This window comes from Chryseobacterium sp. 2VB, assembly GCF_005503635.1.
GTDB lineage: Bacteria > Bacteroidota > Bacteroidia > Flavobacteriales > Weeksellaceae > Chryseobacterium > Chryseobacterium cupriresistens.
Genome location: NZ_SCNC01000038.1, coordinates 1 through 21,126 on the forward strand (window position 1 = coordinate 1; position 21,126 = coordinate 21,126).

40 protein-coding genes and 1 pseudogene are annotated in these 21,126 nt (G+C 34.3%); 7 read left to right on the forward strand and 34 right to left on the reverse strand.

Annotated elements, in window-relative coordinates; translation table 11 throughout:
* Positions 1-86: 86 nt before the first annotated feature.
* From FFS26_RS21435 to FFS26_RS21490, 11 genes are all read right to left on the reverse strand, one after another.
* The gene (locus tag FFS26_RS21435; protein ID WP_137906081.1) at positions 87-536 is read right to left on the reverse strand and encodes a hypothetical protein; all 450 of its coding nucleotides are present in this window, start codon (positions 534-536) and stop codon (positions 87-89) included.
* Positions 533-844, reverse strand: coding sequence for a hypothetical protein (locus FFS26_RS21440; protein ID WP_137906082.1), 312 nt, complete (start codon positions 842-844; stop codon positions 533-535). Before FFS26_RS21440 ends, FFS26_RS21435 begins: the two co-directional genes overlap by 4 nt.
* Positions 841-1,311: a hypothetical protein gene (locus FFS26_RS21445; RefSeq protein WP_137906083.1), complete on the reverse strand. Its 471-nt coding sequence runs from the start codon at positions 1,309-1,311 to the stop codon at positions 841-843. The genes FFS26_RS21440 and FFS26_RS21445 overlap by 4 nt, the downstream gene beginning before the upstream one ends.
* On the reverse strand, positions 1,308-1,658 hold the full coding sequence (locus FFS26_RS21450) for a hypothetical protein (RefSeq protein ID WP_137906084.1): 351 nt from the start codon (positions 1,656-1,658) through the stop codon (positions 1,308-1,310). Before FFS26_RS21450 ends, FFS26_RS21445 begins: the two co-directional genes overlap by 4 nt.
* A 2-nt stretch (positions 1,659-1,660) precedes the next feature.
* Positions 1,661-2,098: a hypothetical protein gene (locus FFS26_RS21455; RefSeq protein ID WP_137906085.1), complete on the reverse strand. Its 438-nt coding sequence runs from the start codon at positions 2,096-2,098 to the stop codon at positions 1,661-1,663.
* A gap of 9 nt (positions 2,099-2,107) precedes the next feature.
* The gene (locus FFS26_RS21460) at positions 2,108-2,389 is read right to left on the reverse strand and encodes a hypothetical protein (RefSeq protein WP_137906086.1); all 282 of its coding nucleotides are present in this window, start codon (positions 2,387-2,389) and stop codon (positions 2,108-2,110) included.
* Between the two features lie 114 nt (positions 2,390-2,503).
* Positions 2,504-2,938 carry a YopX family protein gene (locus tag FFS26_RS21465; protein ID WP_137906087.1) on the reverse strand — a complete coding sequence of 145 codons (435 nt, stop codon included), beginning with the start codon at positions 2,936-2,938 and terminating at the stop codon, positions 2,504-2,506.
* Positions 2,935-3,267, reverse strand: coding sequence for a hypothetical protein (locus FFS26_RS21470; RefSeq protein WP_137906088.1), 333 nt, complete (start codon positions 3,265-3,267; stop codon positions 2,935-2,937). Before FFS26_RS21470 ends, FFS26_RS21465 begins: the two co-directional genes overlap by 4 nt.
* A gap of 2 nt (positions 3,268-3,269) precedes the next feature.
* The gene (locus tag FFS26_RS21475; protein WP_137906089.1) at positions 3,270-3,587 is read right to left on the reverse strand and encodes a hypothetical protein; all 318 of its coding nucleotides are present in this window, start codon (positions 3,585-3,587) and stop codon (positions 3,270-3,272) included.
* Positions 3,588-3,877: 290 nt separating this feature from the next.
* Complete coding sequence (locus FFS26_RS21485; RefSeq protein ID WP_137906091.1) at positions 3,878-5,266, reverse strand: DUF4942 domain-containing protein; 1,389 nt, start codon at positions 5,264-5,266, stop codon at positions 3,878-3,880.
* A gap of 19 nt (positions 5,267-5,285) precedes the next feature.
* A complete protein-coding gene (locus FFS26_RS21490) occupies positions 5,286-5,591 on the reverse strand; it encodes a hypothetical protein (protein ID WP_137906092.1) in 306 nt (101 codons plus the stop codon).
* 140 nt (positions 5,592-5,731) lie between these two features.
* On the opposite strand from FFS26_RS21490, the gene FFS26_RS21495 reads away from it, so the two are divergent.
* A complete protein-coding gene (locus tag FFS26_RS21495; RefSeq protein WP_137906093.1) occupies positions 5,732-5,977 on the forward strand; it encodes a helix-turn-helix domain-containing protein in 246 nt (81 codons plus the stop codon).
* Here the strand turns inward: FFS26_RS21495 and FFS26_RS21500 are convergent.
* From FFS26_RS21500 to FFS26_RS21575, 18 genes are all read right to left on the reverse strand, one after another.
* Positions 5,974-6,387, reverse strand: a complete 414-nt coding sequence (locus FFS26_RS21500) for a hypothetical protein (protein WP_137906094.1) — start codon at positions 6,385-6,387, stop codon at positions 5,974-5,976. The genes FFS26_RS21495 and FFS26_RS21500 overlap by 4 nt on opposite strands.
* A 1-nt stretch (position 6,388) precedes the next feature.
* On the reverse strand, positions 6,389-6,559 hold the full coding sequence (locus tag FFS26_RS22840; protein WP_228449473.1) for a hypothetical protein: 171 nt from the start codon (positions 6,557-6,559) through the stop codon (positions 6,389-6,391).
* Entirely contained in the window at positions 6,540-7,997 is a 1,458-nt protein-coding gene (locus FFS26_RS21505; RefSeq protein WP_137906095.1) for a replicative DNA helicase, read from the reverse strand. The genes FFS26_RS22840 and FFS26_RS21505 overlap by 20 nt, the downstream gene beginning before the upstream one ends.
* Positions 7,985-8,632: a hypothetical protein gene (locus FFS26_RS21510; protein WP_137906096.1), complete on the reverse strand. Its 648-nt coding sequence runs from the start codon at positions 8,630-8,632 to the stop codon at positions 7,985-7,987. Before FFS26_RS21510 ends, FFS26_RS21505 begins: the two co-directional genes overlap by 13 nt.
* A 296-nt stretch (positions 8,633-8,928) precedes the next feature.
* Positions 8,929-9,360, reverse strand: a complete 432-nt coding sequence (locus tag FFS26_RS21515; RefSeq protein WP_137906097.1) for a helix-turn-helix domain-containing protein — start codon at positions 9,358-9,360, stop codon at positions 8,929-8,931.
* A gap of 105 nt (positions 9,361-9,465) precedes the next feature.
* Positions 9,466-9,774 carry a hypothetical protein gene (locus FFS26_RS21520; protein WP_137906098.1) on the reverse strand — a complete coding sequence of 103 codons (309 nt, stop codon included), beginning with the start codon at positions 9,772-9,774 and terminating at the stop codon, positions 9,466-9,468.
* Entirely contained in the window at positions 9,771-10,670 is a 900-nt protein-coding gene (locus FFS26_RS21525; protein ID WP_137906099.1) for a hypothetical protein, read from the reverse strand. The genes FFS26_RS21520 and FFS26_RS21525 overlap by 4 nt, the downstream gene beginning before the upstream one ends.
* The gene (locus FFS26_RS21530; protein ID WP_137906100.1) at positions 10,670-11,191 is read right to left on the reverse strand and encodes a hypothetical protein; all 522 of its coding nucleotides are present in this window, start codon (positions 11,189-11,191) and stop codon (positions 10,670-10,672) included. The genes FFS26_RS21525 and FFS26_RS21530 overlap by 1 nt, the downstream gene beginning before the upstream one ends.
* A gap of 2 nt (positions 11,192-11,193) precedes the next feature.
* Complete coding sequence (locus FFS26_RS21535) at positions 11,194-11,469, reverse strand: hypothetical protein (RefSeq protein ID WP_137906101.1); 276 nt, start codon at positions 11,467-11,469, stop codon at positions 11,194-11,196.
* 19 nt (positions 11,470-11,488) lie between these two features.
* A complete protein-coding gene (locus tag FFS26_RS21540) occupies positions 11,489-11,701 on the reverse strand; it encodes a hypothetical protein (protein ID WP_137906102.1) in 213 nt (70 codons plus the stop codon).
* A gap of 2 nt (positions 11,702-11,703) precedes the next feature.
* Positions 11,704-11,925, reverse strand: a complete 222-nt coding sequence (locus tag FFS26_RS21545) for a hypothetical protein (protein ID WP_137906103.1) — start codon at positions 11,923-11,925, stop codon at positions 11,704-11,706.
* A gap of 1 nt (position 11,926) precedes the next feature.
* Entirely contained in the window at positions 11,927-12,070 is a 144-nt protein-coding gene (locus tag FFS26_RS22675) for a hypothetical protein (RefSeq protein ID WP_171006372.1), read from the reverse strand.
* Positions 12,067-12,246, reverse strand: coding sequence for a hypothetical protein (locus FFS26_RS21550; protein WP_137906104.1), 180 nt, complete (start codon positions 12,244-12,246; stop codon positions 12,067-12,069). Before FFS26_RS21550 ends, FFS26_RS22675 begins: the two co-directional genes overlap by 4 nt.
* A gap of 2 nt (positions 12,247-12,248) precedes the next feature.
* Positions 12,249-12,434: a hypothetical protein gene (locus FFS26_RS21555; protein WP_137906105.1), complete on the reverse strand. Its 186-nt coding sequence runs from the start codon at positions 12,432-12,434 to the stop codon at positions 12,249-12,251.
* Entirely contained in the window at positions 12,431-12,736 is a 306-nt protein-coding gene (locus FFS26_RS21560) for a hypothetical protein (protein ID WP_137906106.1), read from the reverse strand. Before FFS26_RS21560 ends, FFS26_RS21555 begins: the two co-directional genes overlap by 4 nt.
* 79 nt (positions 12,737-12,815) lie before the next feature.
* A complete protein-coding gene (locus FFS26_RS21565) occupies positions 12,816-13,208 on the reverse strand; it encodes a hypothetical protein (RefSeq protein WP_137906107.1) in 393 nt (130 codons plus the stop codon).
* 60 nt (positions 13,209-13,268) lie between these two features.
* The gene (locus tag FFS26_RS21570; protein ID WP_137906108.1) at positions 13,269-13,466 is read right to left on the reverse strand and encodes a hypothetical protein; all 198 of its coding nucleotides are present in this window, start codon (positions 13,464-13,466) and stop codon (positions 13,269-13,271) included.
* Entirely contained in the window at positions 13,463-13,693 is a 231-nt protein-coding gene (locus tag FFS26_RS21575; RefSeq protein WP_137906109.1) for a hypothetical protein, read from the reverse strand. Before FFS26_RS21575 ends, FFS26_RS21570 begins: the two co-directional genes overlap by 4 nt.
* A gap of 200 nt (positions 13,694-13,893) precedes the next feature.
* Here FFS26_RS21575 and FFS26_RS21580 point away from each other — a divergent pair, with 200 nt between their 5' ends.
* Positions 13,894-14,379, forward strand: a complete 486-nt coding sequence (locus FFS26_RS21580) for a hypothetical protein (RefSeq protein ID WP_137906110.1) — start codon at positions 13,894-13,896, stop codon at positions 14,377-14,379.
* 9 nt (positions 14,380-14,388) lie between these two features.
* Here the strand turns inward: FFS26_RS21580 and FFS26_RS21585 are convergent, their stop codons facing one another.
* The 3 genes from FFS26_RS21585 to FFS26_RS21595 all read right to left on the reverse strand — a co-directional run bounded on the left by FFS26_RS21585 (position 14,389) and on the right by FFS26_RS21595 (position 15,419).
* Positions 14,389-14,631 (reverse strand): hypothetical protein, encoded by a 243-nt coding sequence (locus FFS26_RS21585; RefSeq protein ID WP_137906111.1) that lies wholly within the window; start codon positions 14,629-14,631, stop codon positions 14,389-14,391.
* 1 nt (position 14,632) lies between these two features.
* Positions 14,633-15,031 carry a hypothetical protein gene (locus FFS26_RS21590; protein ID WP_137906112.1) on the reverse strand — a complete coding sequence of 133 codons (399 nt, stop codon included), beginning with the start codon at positions 15,029-15,031 and terminating at the stop codon, positions 14,633-14,635.
* Positions 15,032-15,131: 100 nt separating this feature from the next.
* A complete protein-coding gene (locus tag FFS26_RS21595; RefSeq protein ID WP_137906113.1) occupies positions 15,132-15,419 on the reverse strand; it encodes a hypothetical protein in 288 nt (95 codons plus the stop codon).
* A gap of 191 nt (positions 15,420-15,610) precedes the next feature.
* Between FFS26_RS21595 and FFS26_RS21600 the strand changes: the two genes are divergently transcribed.
* The 5 genes from FFS26_RS21600 to FFS26_RS21620 all read left to right on the forward strand — a co-directional run bounded on the left by FFS26_RS21600 (position 15,611) and on the right by FFS26_RS21620 (position 18,851).
* Positions 15,611-16,159 carry a hypothetical protein gene (locus tag FFS26_RS21600; protein ID WP_137906114.1) on the forward strand — a complete coding sequence of 183 codons (549 nt, stop codon included), beginning with the start codon at positions 15,611-15,613 and terminating at the stop codon, positions 16,157-16,159.
* Between the two features lie 19 nt (positions 16,160-16,178).
* The gene (locus tag FFS26_RS21605; protein ID WP_137906115.1) at positions 16,179-16,721 is read left to right on the forward strand and encodes a DUF4468 domain-containing protein; all 543 of its coding nucleotides are present in this window, start codon (positions 16,179-16,181) and stop codon (positions 16,719-16,721) included.
* A 180-nt stretch (positions 16,722-16,901) separates the two neighbouring features.
* Entirely contained in the window at positions 16,902-17,627 is a 726-nt protein-coding gene (locus FFS26_RS21610; protein ID WP_110009274.1) for a class I SAM-dependent DNA methyltransferase, read from the forward strand.
* The gene (locus FFS26_RS21615) at positions 17,627-18,355 is read left to right on the forward strand and encodes a ZIP family metal transporter (RefSeq protein ID WP_137906116.1); all 729 of its coding nucleotides are present in this window, start codon (positions 17,627-17,629) and stop codon (positions 18,353-18,355) included. Before FFS26_RS21610 ends, FFS26_RS21615 begins: the two co-directional genes overlap by 1 nt.
* A gap of 343 nt (positions 18,356-18,698) precedes the next feature.
* Positions 18,699-18,851: a hypothetical protein gene (locus FFS26_RS21620; RefSeq protein WP_110009272.1), complete on the forward strand. Its 153-nt coding sequence runs from the start codon at positions 18,699-18,701 to the stop codon at positions 18,849-18,851.
* A 211-nt stretch (positions 18,852-19,062) separates the two neighbouring features.
* On the opposite strand, the gene FFS26_RS21625 is transcribed toward FFS26_RS21620, so the two are convergent.
* Both FFS26_RS21625 and FFS26_RS21630 read right to left on the reverse strand, forming a co-directional pair.
* A complete protein-coding gene (locus FFS26_RS21625) occupies positions 19,063-20,448 on the reverse strand; it encodes an OmpP1/FadL family transporter (RefSeq protein WP_227943975.1) in 1,386 nt (461 codons plus the stop codon).
* 53 nt (positions 20,449-20,501) lie between these two features.
* A pseudogene (locus tag FFS26_RS21630) lies at positions 20,502-21,126 on the reverse strand (prolyl-tRNA synthetase); the annotation flags it as partial.

The following is a 21,126-nucleotide window of genomic DNA, read 5'->3' on the forward strand; positions in this document are numbered from 1 at the left end:
CAAAAAAAGGTGACTTTTCTATTAAAGCTTGTAGCGCCTGTCCTGCAAATTGATCTAATAATTGTATGTCTTTTTCCATTTCTTTATTATTTATTGGTTAAAGTTGCTTTGTTTATGTATTCGGATTCTGGAAGGCCGAATACATTGAAGTGCCATTCAAGAAGTTGCTTGACGTCATCGTATTTTATATAATTTACCAAGTGTTCATTAAATTCAGGTAGGCCCTCGAATGCCTCTTGTGTTGATTTGAATATAAAATGATTCATAGGTATTATCATTTTTCCTTTATACTCTATCTCCTTGGTTAAATAGGATAGATCGTAGATAATAGGTTTAAAATTCATCTTATTGCCGTCTTCATCTTCTATAAAATCCGATATTGCTATCTTAGAATTAGAAAATTCCACCCTAACAAATCCGTCAGTTCTCTTGTTTATTGTTTTTAGTCTGTAAATCGCATTTGTTACCCCTTCTATAAAAAGCAAATCATACGGCAGATAAGCTGAGTAAATTTTTAAAAGTTCGTCTTTATTCATTGTTTTGTTTTTATAAGTGAGTGAAGGAATTTTATTAGTTCAGGGGATTGGTCTTTGAGATATGGAAAATTGAAGTTCCAGCAGTGCTGATCAAATGCATTAGTCAAAGATCCAATGTGATAAAGAATATCAAACGCCTCATTCTCTTCTTCAACTAACTTCCATAGATATTGAATGACATCGTTAAGCATTGGTTCTCTAAATCTTTTTGCTTTACATTTATAGTAAGTAAAATCAAGAGTTTCTATATACATCAGCCTCGGTAGCTTCTCCCGTATATCGGCTGTTAGTTCTTCTAGTTCTTTCATAAGCCTATTTGTTTTAAAGCGGAAGGGGTTAACTCAATTTCAAAACCTAAAGTCAATAACCATTCAACATCTTCATTAGTTGGGAAATTAAGATTCAATAGCAAAGTACCGTTTTTAGAAACCAGATCAAAAAGGCCTTTATGCTTTGACGGCTGCATTCCAAACCCTTCAAACAGTACTTTTTCTTTGGCTTTATTCCATTTTTCTAAAGCCTCATAATACTTAGCTTCACCTTCTTCATACATCCAACCAGATTGCTCTTCTGGTGAACACGAGGAATACCATCCGTACTTTTCTTGCGTTGGTTCTTCCAAAACATTCCCCTCTTCATCTACAGGGACAAACATTCCCAATGTGAGAGGCTGTTTTAAGAACTCAGCATATTTTATGGTGGTTTCCGGGAAAAACCTACTATGTGTTTTAAAATTTTCTTGCAGAACGAATTCTGTCATTGAAATTAATTTCATTTGATTAGATTTTCGGGATTAATGATTGATTTAACGGACTTTATAAACTCTTTGTTTTTTTTGATAATTTTTTTTCTAACTTCCATATACTCTTCCTCGTCCATCATTCCAATTTCATCTGCATATTCACGCATAGTGCTTTCAGCTACTTCTACATTTTTTAAACTAGCAGATATTCTCTTCTGCTGTTCCTCCTGTACTAGATCGCAGGCTGCGAAAATTTGATTTTTAAGTTTTTCTGAATCCTGAAATTTTATGATCGTTAATACTTGCAATGAATTCCAGTCTTCATATCCTTGACTCTTTGCATACTCATCAAATATGCGTTGCTTCTCTTGGTGACTCATGGCTAGTTTTCTTTAAGTTTAATCCAACCGTACTTTTCAAGGGTATCTATATTTAAATTCATCCATGGTAAAGCATAACCTTTACTTCGTAAAAAATCCAACTGAGCAACATTAGGAGTATATTGTGATACGTAATTAAATCTGTATGAAAAGGTTCGTCTTCGTTTGGAAGTTTTATATTCATACTCGAACGATACACCATCATTATGTTTTTCTGTTATTATGATGTTTAAATAACCATTATATCCTAATCCGATATATGTCAGTGCATCTTCTTCTGTAATATTCTGAATTGATGTCAACATCAAACAACCCTCTGATTTCAACCTATCATGGTCATTTAATTTGTACAAAAAATCGGGATGCTCATCTACTGACAATACTCGTTGCCCACAATACTGAGCGAAGAACTTTGCTTTATTTTCTAATGTATTTTTCATGATAAATAATTATATAAATCCGTTTCCAGAGGCATAATTGTTAGACATTCTTTTAATTTCATCCTGATAAACATTTTCTGATTGATGACTATCTGAAATTATGGGTATTGGCGAATCCCTTAATCCTAAGACCCATTCAAGCAATATTATTTTCTCTTCACACTTTTTTTCATTTTCCTTATACCATTCTTTAATGCTTTGATGCCGTTGGTTTTCATCGCTTATAATCCATTCTTTTTTAACCGCTTCAAATATTTTTATTTGGTATTTTATTTCTTCGACTGTTTTCATTGTTATTGTTATTTTATATTAAACATAAGACGTGTGCTTTGACGCTTTTGCATCAACTGTTTTTGCACTGATTTTTATTTTGATTTCCGGGAAAGAATATGGTCCGGGTTCCGTTTATTTTAATAGTTCCGGATTGGAGTGAATGTTGCCGATGACTTCAAAAGATTCTTCATGTATCATACCAGGAGAGTATACCAGATAAAACCATTCTTCATCTTCTTCTGATTGTTTAAATGCTAAACCTAATTCTTCAAAACAGATGTAGCCTTTAAATTCTTTTTCGCCTTCTGAAACACCATAATTAACACCTAATTCTTGTGTGAAAATGTGGAAATTTACAATATCTCCCTCATATATCTCTACTCCGTTTTTGTCTTTTAGTCCGGTGTACTGGCTGACTGTTTCAGGAATAACTTCGCTTACTAAAGCACCTGTATTGTCAAGCATTTCATAGATGAAGTATTTTTTTAAATATGAATGCTTTACTACAAATCCATACACCCATTTTTTATTATCAACTCTTTGTCCTCTGAATTTTATTTCTCTCATGATTCTGTTTTTAGCTCTGTGGCTTCTTTAATTGGTTTTATTTTCAATCTTTTACTTTGATAATTTCGCTCATATATTACCTTTGCATCTTTGTAAATTCTTTGTTCATTATCACATACAACATAAAGTCTATAGTGTGGCTTTTCAGAATAAATAGATCTACATGCCATTACTGGGAATTCGTTCGTATTTTCAATAACTACAATCTGATACATGTAATAGATTTTTCTTCTTGTTCTAAAATGGAATACTTGTAGTAAATCACCTTCTAATATCTGCTTGCCTGTTTTATCAAAGTATATGTTACTTTTACGTCCTTCCAGATTCATGATTATGTTTTTAGTTTGGTTAGTAATTCTTCAAGTTTAGGTCGAACTTTTGGCCATTGAACTTTTTCTCCATATCCGTAAATGAATTCCAGCATCTCCTTCATCTCATCCTCATAGTCTGGAACTTCCTTTAAATAATGCTTAATATCATAACTATATGTTTGTTTCCCTTGAATAGAAGATATACATGTAAATGAATAATCTAAACGACTTTGATGAATTTTCCCAATTGAAATAATTCCACTTTCATTAACGCAAATTAATGTTTGACCTTCGTTTTTCTCCGATACGGATACTTTAATGTATTTGCTATTTTTCATATTCGAGAATATTTCATTATCATTTGCCTTTTGTAATCACAGTCAACTATATCAAGAAGTTTTCTGCTTTCGCTTACTGGAATCATCCTATTTAACCAGGCCCAGAAATCGTTTATTTTGATTTCGTTGACTTTATGTCTATAAACATCAAATTCCTGACGTTCATTTAAATTAATTGTTACTTTCCTAATTACTATTTTCATAATATTTTTGATTTTAATTTTTAGAAATTTTTAAAACCGGGCGACATGATGGATCAAAACGCCACCCGGAAAAACTAACCATGTGAATTATTTTGTTTTTGTTTGGATAGATTCAGGAAGAGGAAAACCTTTAATCCTCGCAATTTGTTGATTAAAAAGAGCCCATAAATCCCTATCTTTAAATTTGAAGTGGCCAGTGCCTTTTTTGAAAAGTTTCACATCAAAAAACATGAATTCAAACCATTGCCCCCATTCTATTGGCTTTTCTTTAGTATTTACAGCATATCTAAATCTATCTTCAAATTGCCAGTTTTTACCTACAAGAAAACATAGGGCTTTTACAAAATCATCAACAATGTCTGATTGCCTATCATTAATATCAGGTCCTGATCCCCATCTACTTTGCGGTGATATATAAGGCATAATAAATTTTTCATTTACTAAATAGTGTGAATTAGTTTTCCAACCTTCAACAGAGTATCTATTATCATGATAATGCTTTGTTAGATTGTCAAATACCTCCATCAGAGCCTTGTCCATTCTTTGAGAATGGGTACCAATTACAATCTTTATCATGTGAAATATATTTCGCATTGTGAATGGTACTTGCGTCTGTTTCTCGACAAACTTATTAATATCATCTTTTAATGACTGTGTTGCATATTTGTCCATGTCCATTTTTGAAAAAATATGCTTCCAGGCAGACTTTTGTAATTCTTTTTTATACTCTTCTCTAGTGAATTCAGCTCTTTCGTTTGTAAATGATAGTGCGATGGAAGTATTGAAAAATGAAGCTGTCAGATTATTCATCTTTTTTGCAGATTCTAGCTGTTCATCAAATATTTTAATTGCTCCAACATATCTATTTACAACATCACGAACAAAATTGTATTGCTGTATTCCATTGAATTGTTCTTCTTCATCTTCTTCCATAAAGAAACCATCAAATTCATTTTCTGATTTACTTTTTGGCTTATACAATTTAACCAAGCCAATTTCCACATTTGTTTTTCTCTCTGCTGAAGAAAAAACATCGCCTAGATTCTCTGACGTTCCATAATTCTTTATTACAGATATTAATTGCTCTCTATATGAATATCTTGAATTATTTATCGTTTCATAATTACAAAGAGCTACAATTTGACATCCTTCAGGAGCTATTCTCCATGCATGCAAAATATGTTTTTCATCTGCAGAAAAAGGAGGATTCATTATGATATAGTCAACATGTGAAATCATATCTGAGGTAACTTTTAAGAAATCATCAGCTATTAATTTGCATTTTGTCTTAAGGATGGATCGTAGACTTTCTTCAATTTCACACGCCAAAACCTTTGCGCCAGATTTTAAACAATAATCAACAATATCCCCCTTTCCTGCACTTGGCTCAAAAACTGTTTTATTATTAAATTCTAAGTCCCATGTAATTTGAGCAATTACATTTTCGGGAGTAGGATAAAAATCTTTATTAAACATTATCGTATTTTTTTATCAATTACTTCGCTCTTTTAAAAGCTTTGAATTCCTCCTCAGTCATTGCAGATAATCTACTGTGAAGAGTATTGTAAAGTTCTGATTCATTAATTTTTTCAAGTAAGAACATTGCTTTGTATGCTCTCTGAATCCTTGCATTTGAAAGCTTCTCATATCTTTGAAATCCAAGGCTATAAACAGGCTCTTCCTTTGCTACAAACATTTGTAACATTTCCTTTACTGATTCAACCACTCCAGGCGTTACTTCATAAGTTGTGATAGTTCTTTCTTCGTGGTTGATTACTGTTTGATAAGTTGTTGCTTCCATGACGTTGTAATTTTAATTGTTATCGTTTTTGCTTTTTCAAATGTAAAGCTTTTCTTTTACATTACAAAATATTTTGTAAAGTTTTTTATTTACATTTTCATTATATTTGTAAAAGATTTATTTTACATTACATTTGCAGTATGGAATTAAGAGTTAAAGAAATTTGTAAAAAGAAGGGCATAACCCTACAAGAGCTTGCGGACATGTTAGGCATTTCAAGACAGGCTTTAGATTTAGGTATTAAAGGAAATTTTAAATCTGATCGAGTTCAGAAAATAGCTGACGCTCTAGAATGTTCTGTTTTTGAGCTTATCGCTTCGGATCAGTACGCTGAACATTCTTACAATGAGAATGGAGAATGGAGAGGGGTTTTAAAGAAGAACTAACCTTTCCTCAAAAGCGACTCCTGGAATTTAATTACTCGCTGCTGCTGCTCTTCGGTGGAAGTTAAAAACGTGAAGACAAAATCCTCAATGCCGATTTCTTTTTGATCAAAGCTTTCGTTTCCGGTGAAATGCTTATTCAGCTGTTTAAATGCTGTTATAAGATCAAATACTCCATCTCGGGAATGAATCAAACCTTTGTTTTTAAGCATCTTTGTTCCGGTGTCGATGATTGTTGTTCCGATTGCGCAGAAGCTTAACCATTTCTCTACATCATCCCTGTCTTTATCATTGTAGTTTTGTGGACCAGTTAAAGGCTTGATAAGTGGCTTTTGTTTTACTTGCGCCGAGTTGATGAAAGAAACTGACACTGGTATATTTGTTCTGTTTTTTAAAAGTTTTGAGTAATTCATATTATTTTTTTATTTCATTATACATTTCACCCACTGTCTTAACAGGCTTCTTTGGCTTCTGGGATTCAACAAAATCCTTAATCCATTCTGTTTTTGACTTTGCTAAATTTTCTATTCGTTGCTGGTAGTTCTTTTTGAACTCGTCCAACTCGCTAGAATGGATATTCTTCATCTTGGATTATTTTTTTATCGTTAACCGAAGCACCAAAAGCATCTGAAAGATTTCCTAATGGAACCGGATTTTTATATTCAAACTCTTCTTCGATAGGGTAAAATCTTTGATAGTCCCCTCTAAATTTCATTCTTTCAGTGAAAACTGATCCGCCTCTGAATTTCTCCACCATTAATTCGACCTGTCCCTTCGTTTCCGTTTGCGCGCCTTCTGGATCATTATCCCAATACGCTATTTTGTAATATTCAGGCCGGAAAAGGAAACCTACTACATCCGCGTCCTGTTCAATAGCTCCTGATTCTCTAAGATCTGCTAATTGTGGTCTTTTGCCTGGTCTTTGTTCTACAGATCTGGATAGCTGGGAAAGCGCAACAATCGGTAAATCTAATTCCTGGGCAAGCTGTTTCATTTTTCTGGAAATTGTAGAGATAATTTGCTCTCTATTCTTTCCTTTTTCTAATCCGGCTACCTCAGTCAACTGAATATAGTCCCAAATTACCATTTTAAGCCCCTTCTCCTTCTTTAAAAGCCTTAGCTTAGCAATTGTCCTATTGAGTTCAAAATTGACGGTTTTTCCCTCTATTATGTAAAGCGGTAAATTTTCAAATGTTGAACACTGATAAATTCGCTGCCAGTCTTGATCTGAGAGTTGACGATCACGAAACTTTGTTCCATTGATTTCAAGTTCATTTGCCATCTGTCTTTCTTGAAGTTCAACGGCCGACATTTCAAAGCTTACAAAAGCTACCGGATTACCCTGTTTAGCGATTCCTAATGCTTCATCAAGTACAAATGCCGTTTTTCCCATTGCCGGCCTTGCACCAATAACAACTAAAGATCCATTTCTCCATCCATTCATCCTGAATTGAATATCTCGATTTTTACAAGGAACACCGGGAATAACATTCTGCTTTTGCTGTTCTATTACCTGCTGGAATAAGTCCTGAGCGTTTGGCGTTTCCTGTTGTGCAGCGATTTCTTCTTCAATTTCATATACCTTTGTTTGTAGCTTAGTGAAAATATCAAGTGTCGACTCAGTATTGCTGTAAGATTCATCAATCAGGTTTCCGCAAATATTAATCAGTTTTCTACGGAGATAAGATTGCCACACTGCCATTACGTGATAATCAAGGTGCGCGGAAGAGCTTATTCCCATTGTCAGATTTATGATGTAATGATCTCCTCCGGCAATTGTCAACTTATCCGTTCTTTTCAATTCCTGGATAATAGTCATCATGTCAATTGGAACATCAGACTCTTTTAATTTCTGGACTGCAGAATAAATTTCTACATGTCTTGGATCGTAAAAAACATCTGAATTTCGCCCAAGCCTTTTGATGCACACATCAATTGCTTTTTTGTCTATTAGCAATGTACCTATGATCAATCTTTCAAAGTCAACTTCACTTGGTGGCAATTTTCCGTTTATCTGTTCCATTGGCCTTCTTTGTTTTTCCAGGTTATTAATCTTCTTTTAGTTTCCCAAGTATCTTGCTTTTGAAACTTCATTTTACCTTTTGCGTCTTTTTCAGACCAGTAATTGAAAAAAGCAGAAACGGTTTGTTTTGTAAATTCATCCACATACGGTTTTAGTTCTTCGTGAAATTCTTCAATTGTAATTTTTTTGAAATTGGGAGGGGGAATGTTTTTTTCTCCTTCCTCTTCTGTTTCTTTTCTTGTTTCTGTTTCGTTTCGTTTCAGGGAAGCAATTGATTCGCTATTGCTTATCATATGCGTAGCATCTGCTATGCATTCCTCAGGCGATGGATATTTAGTGGTTTTTTGCCTCAATGTTTGTTTGAAATTTTCAATCTGTAAATAGCATTTCGATGCGACTGTATAGATAGTAATCAATCCGGCTTTCTCACACGCAGTGAGACAACGGGCAATGTCAGTATCTCTTATATCGGATTTTAGCGGAAACAGTTGTGATTTCAATAATCTTTTATCAGCAGAAAACCTTCCAAAATCATCTACCTTCATGATAAGCCTAACGAAGAATCTTTCAGCGTGAACATCTAATTCGTCCACAATGAAACTGTCGGTCCAGTCTCGTAATATTCTATTAGGCATATCTTCATTTTAATTCTTTGTAATTTTCAATCGGTACCCATGCTAAAACATCACTAATGCATGGTTTGTTATGTTTATTCTTAGACCCAAATTTCTAGTAAAACGATTTCTGTTTGGGAATAAGTAGCATCACAAAATATGGTTTTACCTTTATTATCATTTTGGGGAACTAACACTGAATAGTCCAATTGCCCTTTATACCATTCAACTTTTTTGATTATGCATACTGTATCAGTCGCAATGTGAACACAGCATCTTCCAATTTGATTGTCGGTGAATAAATCCATATCTATTTTTTAAAGCTTATCAATAGCTCTTTGTATTCTAAATCTTTCAACTTCTTCAGGTTTGAAAAACATTCTGTTGCCTATTTTTTCGGCGGATATTTTACCAATCTTTTTGTAATATTGAAGTTTACCTAGCTTTATATCTAAAATCTTCGCGGCCTGTTTGGTTGATAATAATCCGTTAAATAACTGTTCAGGCTTTTCCGGCTTCTCTTGTTTTTGTTTTTCCAACTCCATTGTGTACTGGCATTCGCCGGGTCTTGCAAATCTGGCTTTACGATTAAGCGTTTTAGCATAGATTAGCGTTGCTGTTGCATCAATTTTACCTAATGCTATAGAAACTCTACTATTAGGAATTTTATCGCCTGGCAAATAGCCTAATTCTTTACATAGGCTTGATTTAATTGCCTCAATTTCGGGGTTTGGTTTTGGGTTTTTCATTGGTTTTCTTTTTGTCGGTTTCTAATCTGATTAATCTCTTTTCATTCCATTTAAATAGGCCGTTGGAATCACGGCCAATCCAGTATCCGTCTTTTTCTTTCATGGCTAGAATGGTAAATCATCATCTTCTCCAGTGAATGGATCTTTCACTATTTCAGCATCAACTGCCTGTGGCTCATTTTTAACGTGCTTTCGTAGATTTCCGATGTAATCCCCTTTTTCTGTTCTGAATTCATCTTTTAACTGAACTTGAATTGAAGCGTCATTATCGAAATTATCAGGCTGATCATTAACCCACACGTTAATATTTACTAACCTTACTCCGGATGCTGATTTGAACGTTTTAACTTTTCCGGTTTTAATTGCGTTTAGAAGTGCATCATAATTTATACTTCCGTAAAATAATTGGCTCATATGTATATTGTTTCAATGTTAATAGTTGTTGTTTTATCATCGCAGATGTCGTAAAAAGGACATGAAATACATTTGTTGAAGTCTCCGTTACCTTTGTAGTTATTTTCTGCGTATTCTCTAATTATAGAAGACGTGTGAGCGATTCGATCATAATGTCTGTCAATTGCATCTTTAGTAAGCTTGAACTGGAAAATCTTCACCCACTTATCTTTTCCGAAAACCATGAAGTAAAAAGGAATCCATTTGCCAAGGACTTCATAAGTTACAATCGTATAATGTGCTGCTTGGATTTCAGAGTTAATATCATTTTCCGGATCTCCCCATCCATTCCATCTGTCGTCTATTTTGGTAGCTGTCCATTTTACATCATAATTAGCAAGCTTTGATCTATCTTGCAGATCGTAATTCCGATGATCAATATTTCCAGATAAAGTTTCAGACCTTATGTCTACTTGGCTCTCTCCTTCATCGACATCTAACCCGATTTTTTCAAATACTTCTTTTGCGAAAAGAACAAGATCATCACATTCTTTAAAAGGCTTTGTTTTTTCACCTGGGGTTTCGTTTTTAGGCATGAACTTTATAAATTCTTTTAGCTCACTATTATTCCGCCCCGCCAAATCAAAACCTGTATCATCATACTTCCTGATGTAATCAATCAATTCTTCCTTATTGGCATTTGCTTTTGGCTTTAGCGAAGTTGGAAGCGTTAAGTTTGGTTCTTGCTTTGACCCGCCTCTACATGCTCCTATTAACTCGCTTTCAAAGTACCTGCCTAGTAACATACTTTCGGACGGTTCTAATAATTCATACCCTTGAACAAATGAGAAAAAAATCTGTTTTGGGCAATGATCAGGCTTAAGAACTTCTTTTATTAATGATTGGCTTATTAGCATTAGTTTACTGTTTCTTTAATTTTTGGATTGAAAGTGTCCGATTTAGCACCCCTGTTAAGATCTCGACCAAACAATTTTCCTAATGATTGAGCAGCATTCTTTGTGCATTCTGCTTTCAGCTTTGGAAAACCTAAATCAAGCGCATTGGCTTTTTTCTTTGAAACATCTAATGCAGATGCGCCTTTGTCTACCATTATGATAATTGATGCTGCACCAACTCTTTTGTACTTTTGTCCGGTCACTGGATGTGTAACTACGAGGTCTATAGATCCTACTACTTCATTGCTTATTACAGACCATCTGAAATTCTCCGTTTCCCAAAGTCCCAAGAAGTATTCATCAAGCGTCATTTCGATGTGAGAGATTCCTAATGTTTTAGCTCGCCCATCTGGTGTTGTATCTACGCCATCCTTTGGATCGTGCTTATTAAGGTTGTTTATGAAATTTTGAATCCTTAATCTTAAATCTTCTGAATTTTGCGCTACTTCGTTTCTATTGGTTTGCGCTACTTTTTTCTCCATGATTAATTAATTGTTTTTGAATAGACCGCGTAAGACTTACTGCCGATCTTTTTTGATGATGTTTGATAGATTTTCTGTTTTGCTTTTAGCTCACTGAATCGTCCGGAAATTGTATGAATCTGAACTCCTAGTTTATTTGCGATGTCTAACGTTGATTTGATCCCGTCTACCTCATTTAAAACCCTATCCTGCATTTTTGGAATGGTCACCTTTACTTGTTGAAATGCCAGTTTTGAATTTGCGTTGTTCCGCCCCCGGCTGTAGTCTTGAATATCCATATCTTCATTTTTGCTTTGGTTAATCACATTCACATATTGGAGTACTGAACCTTTTAGCTTCTTCAAAAGTCAAGGTTTTCACATCTAACTCATATTTTGAAGCTTCTCTGTAGAATGCTGTTCTTTCCTTTTTGTTCAGTTTATGCCATTTTGCAGAACTAACCCATCCTTTACAAGTGTTACAAATAGATACTTTAATCTTTATTTCTTCTAACTTTATTTCTTCTGACATGATTATTGATTTGATTGTTTAACTTTCGATTTGATGTTTCGTTCGATTTGGACAGTTACGGTTTTCATACCTTTTTCGATACTGAATATCTTTCCGTAAATCTTTTTCTCTTTACCATTCTTGCCCCGTCTTGTTGCGTAAGAAGTATCTCCAGGTTCTTGATAGCTTAATTTTTCATCCCAAAACCAGCGATCATATGTTTGTTCTATTAATTGTGTTGGCATGTTATTGGGAATTTGATTGTTTAAACTCTTTGATGAACTCGTTTAAGGCTGTTGTCTCCATTTCACTTAATGGATCATGTCCAAGGCGTTTGTGGTTTACGTAGAAAACACCGCCAACATTCTCTATTATTACTGTTACTTTCATGATAGCTTTTTTAAAGATTTAAAACTTACTGCACAATGAAGTCCTGTTTTTTCGCAGATGATTACTGCGTCGTTATGTTCTTTTTTATAGTAGTGTAGTAATCCGGTAACTTCAACTCCATCTGTCATTCCACTGTATCCGGTTCCTTTATATCTTTCTCTTAATTTTAATTCCATGATTATGCTTTTTTAAGTGCCCAGTATTCATTTATAAGTTCCTGACTAAACATTACCGCAAAGGGATTTAAATTTTCAACAGCTGTCTTAAGTCTTTCAAGCCAAAATTGATCTTTAATCCCTACCGGTTCAGTTACAATTTGTTTTCTTTCGGCAATTGGCTTTTGTAGGTAGTCTGTTAGGTTCATATCTCTGTGGCTTCTTTGATTAGTTTTTCAGCACCATTAAAAAGCCACTCATAATCATATTTACCTTTCGATTCATTAAGGCCATTCAATATTTCAGTCCTATTATTTACCAGATTATTGAGCATTTCAAGCATTTCAGGGGCTCTGGATATTAATAAGGCGTTAGCTTCCCATTTTTCTCGTGATCTATAGTACATTTGTTCAGGTATAACACAAATCAAATTACCATTTACAGTTTCATCTAAACTTGCTACGTGATCTTCATCTGCTTCCCATTTTCCCTTTGTTCCTTTAAATTCCATGATTATTGTTTTTTAAGTAAGTATTCTAATAAGTAAACACACTGCTGTATAAACCAGCATTTGATAAGAAATAAAGCTTTCATGAGGCGGTAAAATAATGGTTAAACGAAATTCGACCTCTCTGGATCATTTTGATGTTCAAACGGTACTGAGCCTGCTGGCACGCTTCCCTAAGCATTGAGACTCTATCTCTGAAAAATGATTTTCTACTCGTTCTGTAAGTCTGAAACCATCGGGCAATCATTCTCTTTATCTGCTTATATCCCGGATTCGATTTTAAAACCATTCCCGATACCTGTCCGAGCTTATTCAAAATGTGATACTGCCCTCTTATTACATGAATCTTCTCTCCATCTTCCAACCACACAAACCCATGAATCTTCTCTTTGTTAGTTCTATAATCAGTTTGCTTATAAAAATTAAAGCTCTTGATCTTTTTTCCTAAAATTGTTTTTTGTACTTTTGCTTCCATAATGTTGTAATTTTTAGCGGAATTACTTCGTTTTTGCCGAGTCACCTTTGCCGAGGTGGCTCATTTTTTTAAATACTTTTCTTTGAAATCTTTGAATGATTTTGACTTGCTTAAGAAACTCGTGTACTCTTCTTCAAGTTCTTTCTTTGTCTTCTTTCTAGTCTTTAAACCGTTCAAAATACTCTTACATAATTCCTCTCTCGATTCAGAAGGAAGTTTTAGTAAATAATCTTTTGCTATCTGGTAGTCTAGGTTCATGATTGAAATATTTGATTGTCTTTCAAGCCAGTGTGCTTTTTAATTACGTTGACTGCGAAATAGTTTGAAACTTTATCTGATTCTCTGTAAGCCCACGTTGTGACTGTTGATTCTCTGTTCCCCGTTTCCTCTGCGATTTTCTTTAATAAAGTGTAATCATCTAGAATCATTCTAAATACTTCACCTTTTATTTTTCGAGGTTTTAGTATATTTGCCTGTGATTTCATTTTGTTTTATCATTTTGATATAGCAAATGTACAGCATTGTTGTATAAAAACAAAATATTTTTACAACATTTTTACAACAATGCTATAACGTGTTGATTCTCAATTAGATTAATTTTATCTGAAATAAACAATAGTGAAACCCCTATTTTTTAATAGGTTATAATTTTAGAATTTTGCTTTAACAACAATTAAAACACATCATGTCGGATAGAAACATTATAACAAATAATGAACAAAGCTCAACTAAAGAAAGATTATTGAAATACATTGAAAGTAAACACTTGAACTCAAATCAATTTCTTGAAATGGCAGGATTGTCAAAAACTTACATAAGTAATATGAGGCAAAGTATCAAACCTTCTACTTTCGATAATAACATAGCACCAGCTTTTCCTGATTTAAATAAAATATGGTTGTTGTACGGAGAAGGTGAAATGTTATTAAAGAAACAGGAATCACAAATAAATAAAACAACTTCTGCCTTTTTCAAAGATCTACCAATTGGTGAACAATTAAATTTATTACATCAGGAAATTGCCGATTTAAAAACCGAACTAAAAAAAGAAAGAGAAGAAAACGCCAGGAACACTGAAAAAATAATTGATTTTGTTGATGAGTATTTCAAGCCGGTATTTGACTTCATGACAGAAACCATGAAAACAAAAAAAAAGGATAACAAAGCGTAATCCTTTTTTTTAATTTAAGTTGTATTTTACAATTAATATACCCTTTCTAAATTTTTCTAAACTTTCATCTAAATCTATTGCAATAAGATAATCGACATCAATCTTTTCCATCCTAATAATTGATAACTTCAATTTGTTTATCAGTAGTAAATGATTTTCAATGTATTCTGGAAATTCTATTATTCCCTTTTTATAATGTCGCCTATTCTTATCCAGCATCTTCTTTAAAAGCAAATACTCATGATCCTTCATATTATTTTGTTTCTTGGTTTAGTTTATTTTTAAGATCATTAATTTCAGAATTAAGCCGACTGAATTCATCTGCTATTTCATCATTAAGCAAGTTTTCTTCTTCTTCAAGTAGTGTTACTCTCCTAACGTATTTCAGCAGATACATAAAGCATAACGCACCAAAAAAAGAGATAATGAAAAACAACCAACTATTCTGAGCTAAATAATTTACTTCATACCCGATCACTGGTGAAAAATATACAGCGCCTGCATAAAAGAACATTAATAACGGAAAGAAGTTTAACCAAGGGTTTGGTTTAAAATAATTAGCGACTATAATTACAACCGGAGCAATATATAATGTAGCCAACCATATATTTACAGTCAGTAATACGCCGCGAGAATCTCGCGCCTCTTCCATTCCAGGTATTAACCACTTAGACAGAACGTCTAAGCTTGGAAGAAAGGCCGACACTATAAGCAGTATCGACCCTATATAAGTTAGCTTTGATTTTTTGATTTTACTTCCTTGGCGGAACGTCTTTTGGATCTCCTCCATCGATTGGATCTAGATTTGTATCTGGGTCTTCTGATAATACAGCGTTTCCACTTTTAATGATAATCGTATCACTTAATACCTCTGCATCGCCATCACGGCTTTCAGTTCCAGATTTGTTTAACTTAAATTTTTCTTGGTTACTTTTTTTTACTGACTCGATTGCTTCTTTTCTTGTTTCTTCATCACGATCCGAACATGCATAAAGTACAACAGCTGCAACTGCAGTCAAGATTATTAGTTTTGTTTTCATAAAATAAGGGTTTTAAATTCTATGTAAAAATACTAATAATTAAAGTGTTACACGAATTCATGTAAACTTAATCAGTCCTGCTAATATATACAATTATTTTAATTTACAATACCGTATTTGTACGGAATTATTACGGGTTTCCGTAATTTTCCAATACTTTTTAATTTATATATTTGTGGTAAAAATTAATCATGAAAAATGTCATACTTATCTCACTTTTGCTATGCCTCGGACCAGCTGCATTTAGTCAAAATTCATCTGATATAATTAAAATAACATCTTTTTATAACAATACATTTGACAGCTTAGAAAAAACTCTCAATATAAAGAACACAGATAGAAGAACTAAATTCGGATTAGAATCGAGGTCTTATAATTATAAAAACTGTAAAGTTCTTATTGAATCAACCAATGATGATAATAAAATATCCAAATTCGCCTTTATGTCATCAAAAAATGATAATAACGGTGAAATATGGTATGAAATCACTAAAGACATTAATGCAAATCCATCTTTTACGTTTGTCAATTCTTTCGTTAGCGAGAAGGGAAACGACCTTTACAGAAAAAATCTATCTTTTGTAGATTTGATTTCTATACTTAGAAATATTAAAGGGTCAAGCAATTTGATTTACTTCATTACTTATAAGAAAGACAATCTATACTATCAATTTAACGTTGTTGACAATACGTTTTTTGCTACTATAAAGGAAGATTTGCAAGATACTGATCAAGATTAAATTCTAACTGTACAACATTATGAAATTTATTTTAATATTAACACTTATATTGTTTTCGGCGACAACCAGCGCTCAAGAATTGAAATACGAAGAAGTCGTACCGGTTGATTCTACTGTGACAAAACAGGAGCTTTACAAAAGAGCGAGATCTTGGTTTGTAAATAACTTTAAGGAAGATGGAGCCATTTTGCTTGTTGAGGATAGTTCAAGTGGTGAAATCACTGGCGATGCCTCTTTAAGATATAATACTTCAAAAATGTATTTTGCAATACAATGCACAATAGGATATGTTACTTTCAAAACAAATATTTATGTAAAAGACGGAAGATATAAATATGTTTTCCATACTTTCAAACACCATGGAACAGATTGTAGAAAAAATGGATCAGTGAATTATGGATTGCTCACATTGGACGAGAAACCTCCAAAGCCAGAAAATGAATATCCAAGAAAGGTACCATGGAATGATATTAAAGAAAAAACTGATGAAAAAATTAAAATGCTAATTTCCGGTTTGAAAGCAACAATGATCAATCCCCACGAAACAACCAACAACTGGTAAAAATAAAGCCTCGTACTGAGGCTATTTTTATTTCTGTTTATCTATATTTGCAATATAATTGTAGTAAAAAAATAGTAAAAAGTATAGTAAAAACACTACAAATCAACCCTATACAAAAAACATAACTTACTGTAATCCAATGCCATCTAAAATGTAGTAAAATTTAGTTATTTTTGCATTATGGAATGGTTTGAATCTTGGTTTGATACCCCTTATTATCATTTGCTTTATAGCAACAGAGACTATACTGAAGCTGAAAACTTCATTACAAAGCTCACAGCGGATCTTCAGCTTCCGCCTCAGTCGAAAATCATAGATCTTGCCTGCGGAAAGGGAAGACACTCTGTTTTCCTTAACAAATTAGGGTATGATGTTTTGGGACTGGACCTTTCAAGACAAAGTATTGAATCTGACAAACAATATGAAAATCAGACACTGCTTTTTGAAGTTCATGATATGAGAAACCCTATTGATGCAGATCCTATGGATGCTGTATTCAATCTGTTTACCAGTTTTGGGTATTTTGACAATGAAAATGATGATAAGAAAGTATTTCAATCTGTTTACAATGCTTTAAAACCAGGAGGATATTTTGTACTGGACTACCTGAATGAGGAGTTTGTAAGAAGTACTTTAATTCCTGAAACAACGATCACGAGAGGGAATATTGAGTTCAGAATCCTAAAGAAAATCGAAGGCAGACACGTCATCAAAGACATCCGTTTTGAGGCTGACGGTAAGCCGTTTCATTTCTTTGAAAAAGTAAAACTCCATACTTTGGAAGCCATTCATGCCTATGCTTCTGAATGTGGGTTTGAAAGAATAAAAATCTGGGGAGATTATCAGCTGAATGAATTTAAGAAAGAAAATTCCCCGCGTTGCATCAATTTATTTAAGAAAAAATAATGACAACAGTACTTTTACTGATTTTAAGTGTCGTAACAGGAGTATTCCTTGGAAAACACTTTGGTAAAAAAGAGAAGCTGGCCAAAAATCTATTGATACTGAGTGCCGGTTTTTTGATTACAATCTGTCTCAACGAAGTCTTCCCTCAGGTGTATACCTCTTCCGGAAGCAGCAGCCTTGGGATATTCGTAATCGCGGGAGTTCTGCTGCAGATGATCCTGGAAGCTCTTACCAAAGGTTTTGAACACGGGCACTTTCATCATCATAGCGAACACAATATTCTTCCTGTTGCTTTAATGGTAGGATTATTCATTCATGCTTTTATTGAAGGAATTCCTTTGGCTAACGAGCAACACGAAATGTCGCCTTACCTTTGGGGAATTGTATTTCACAATCTTCCTATTTCATTTATTCTGGGTGCATTTTTATTTAACAGAAAGGGAGAATCAAAAAGTTCCTCATCTTATCCTTCTATTCTCATTGTAGCTTTATTTGCACTGGCTTCTCCAATGGGAATGTTATTAGGAAATCATTTCAATCCTAACCTTCAGCCTTATTTCCTGGCTATTGTAGGAGGAATTTTCCTTCATATCTCATCGGTGATCATTTTTGAAAGCAATAAAAATCACAATATCGATTGGGTAAAAATCGGGCTGGTTGTTTTAGGAGTTTCACTTGCATTGATGATGCATCTCTTCCATCAGCATCCTTCTGCTCATTCTCATTAAATATAAAAAAGCTTCGGATTTCGAAGCTTTTTCATTTTAGCCAGTATTAATAATTCATTTTCCCCATCATACCGTCGATCTTTACTCAATAGCATTTTAGATAAAGAAGTTAAAAATTGTTTTTTAAAAAATATTTTACATTAAAAAATAAATAAAAATTAAATATTTACATTTAAAAACACAACAAAATATATATTTTAACATTTTTTAACAAACTATTAACAACGATACATTGTTTTTCGTACATTAGCCACATTACCATCATCTAAAAATTGTATGAAAAAACAAAAAAACTTAACAACATCAGTCTCTGCCATCACTGACAGGCGTTGAAAGACAATACATGAATATCGGTGATGTCAAAAACAAAGGTTGGGAATTCAATGTAAATTACTCCATTATCCGCTCAAAAGATATCAGCTGGGATCTTGGATTCAATATCAGCACTTATAAAACAAACTGGATCTCGACAGACAATATCCCGGAACTCATTTAAGCGGAAGCAATGCTTTTTATACAGTACCTTATACCCATAACAGAGTGGTAGAATATATTCCGGAACAGCAGATCCAGATCCAGCCAAATCTGGTGCAGAATCCGGATTAAGAATAATACGGAAATCAACAGCATTCAAAAATTTCAAACCAACAAAAAAGAGGCTGTCCTGAATATGGGCAGCCTCTCTTTATATATTTTGATATCTTAACTTAGAATTTCCATCCTACTGTAAGGAAGAAATTATTTCTGTTGTTTTTCACCTCACTTGCCGCATACGCATCACTTTCAAAGATGTTATTAGCAGAATAATAAGATGAATCAGAATTTCCATCCATATATCCTCTCATAAAAGGATTAGTATACTTAGATGAGATGTTCTGATAAGATGCATCTACATAGAATGATTTGAAATCATACCCGATACCAAAAGAAAGGGTATTTCTGTCACTTAGCATCATATTGCTGTACGATTGATCTCCTACAGTACCTGCATCATTAAATCTGCTGATCGTAAGGGCATCAAAAGGAGTTGACTGGTAGGCGTAACCACCTCTCAATCTGAACTGCTGTACTCTGTACTCCGCTCCTACTCGTACTTCTGAAAGATTTTTATAGTTCTCCTTAAAGAAGTCATTCAAGGCTCTTTCCGCACCTCCATATACCTTGTAATCAGGCTTTGTAAGTCCAAGGGTATAATCTACGTTCAATGAGAAATTTTTACTCGCTACAAAAGCAGCACTCACTGTTGCTTTAAGCGGTGAAGTGAACTTTCTGTTTTCAGCTCCCATATCATCTCCATACACAGGATCGTTATAGAAATAATAATTTCTGTCTATTGTCCAGAATGTAGGCGTTTCAAGAGATGCTCCCAATCTGAAATTAGGACTTAGCTTACCGATTACTCCTAATGAAGCAGAAAAACCTGATGATCTTTCTGAATAAGGAGTATCCTGCTTACTGAATCCTTCTGTGGAATTATTGGTCAGATTTCGGTAAAACAAACTATCATACTGATCCAATGAAGCATTGAAAAAATTGAAACCTGCTCCTAAATATAAATTATGATTATAGTTGGCACCTACCCCGAAACTCATCTTTGACAGGTTACCGTATCTTTCATACATATGCCCTGCCAATGCCGCGTCTTTGGTAATATCATCCTTATCAAAAGCATAAACGATATTATTATTACCCGGCGTCTGGATTACATTATCCAGCGTCTGGTTAGAAAAATTAATACCAATATTGATGAACTTCCAGCCGGTTTCTGTCATCAAAGGAAAAGCAATGATCCCTCCGGCATTCCCTAAATCTCCTTTGGTTTTGCTGTAGTCAATCGAAGATCCCGCCAGAGAACTGGTGTTTTTATTTCCTAAAATAGATAAAGTTCCTGAAACCTCTCCTGAAATAGCGACTCCTAAACCTGCAGGGTTGGTAAGCAAAGAATTTGCATCACCTCCCAGCGCACCATTAGCACCAGCCATCGCATTAAACTTAGCTGATCCCACCATAGGAGTACTTGAATAAACCTCTACTGTATTTCTTATGACAGAAACATCCTGAGCCTGTGCATAAAATGCAGCAGAAATACTCATTAATACTAAAGATTTTTTTAACATTATTTTTAAATAGTTTATTAATTTGAAAATTATCTGAAGCCACCTCTGCCTCCGCCGCCGGATCTCATTCCGCCGCCTCCTGAAGAACCGCCTCTGAAGCCACCTCCACCGGAGTTGAAGCCACCACTTGATCTGAAACCTCCTGAGTCGTTAGATCTGAAACCTCCGTTATTGTTGTATCTTGGCTGTGACTGCTGATAATTGTAATTAGGTCTTGTTTGTGGTGCAGAATTACGGAATCCACCGTTAGACTGTGTATTTCTGAAACCTCCTGAGTTACCATTTCTGAATCCGCCATTACTGTTACTGTTTCTGAAACCTCCGTTGGAATTAGTGTCTCTGAAACCACCATTGTTATTGGTATTTCTGAAACCACCATTCGTATTTCTGAAACCTGAATTGTTGGTATTCGTTCTGTAAACTGCGTTGGCTACCCCTGTATTCTGGAATCCGCCTCCGCTGACACCACTTCTTCTGTAAACAGGTCTGTTGTAGTACCCACCACCCCAGTAACCTCCACCGTATCCCCAATATGGGTTACCGTAGTATCCGCCCCAGAATGGATCATAGTATCCGCCATAGCCGTATCCCCAGTATGGACTTCCCCAGCCGAAAGAGCCTCCCCAGCCCCAGCCGATTGATCCGCCCCAACCC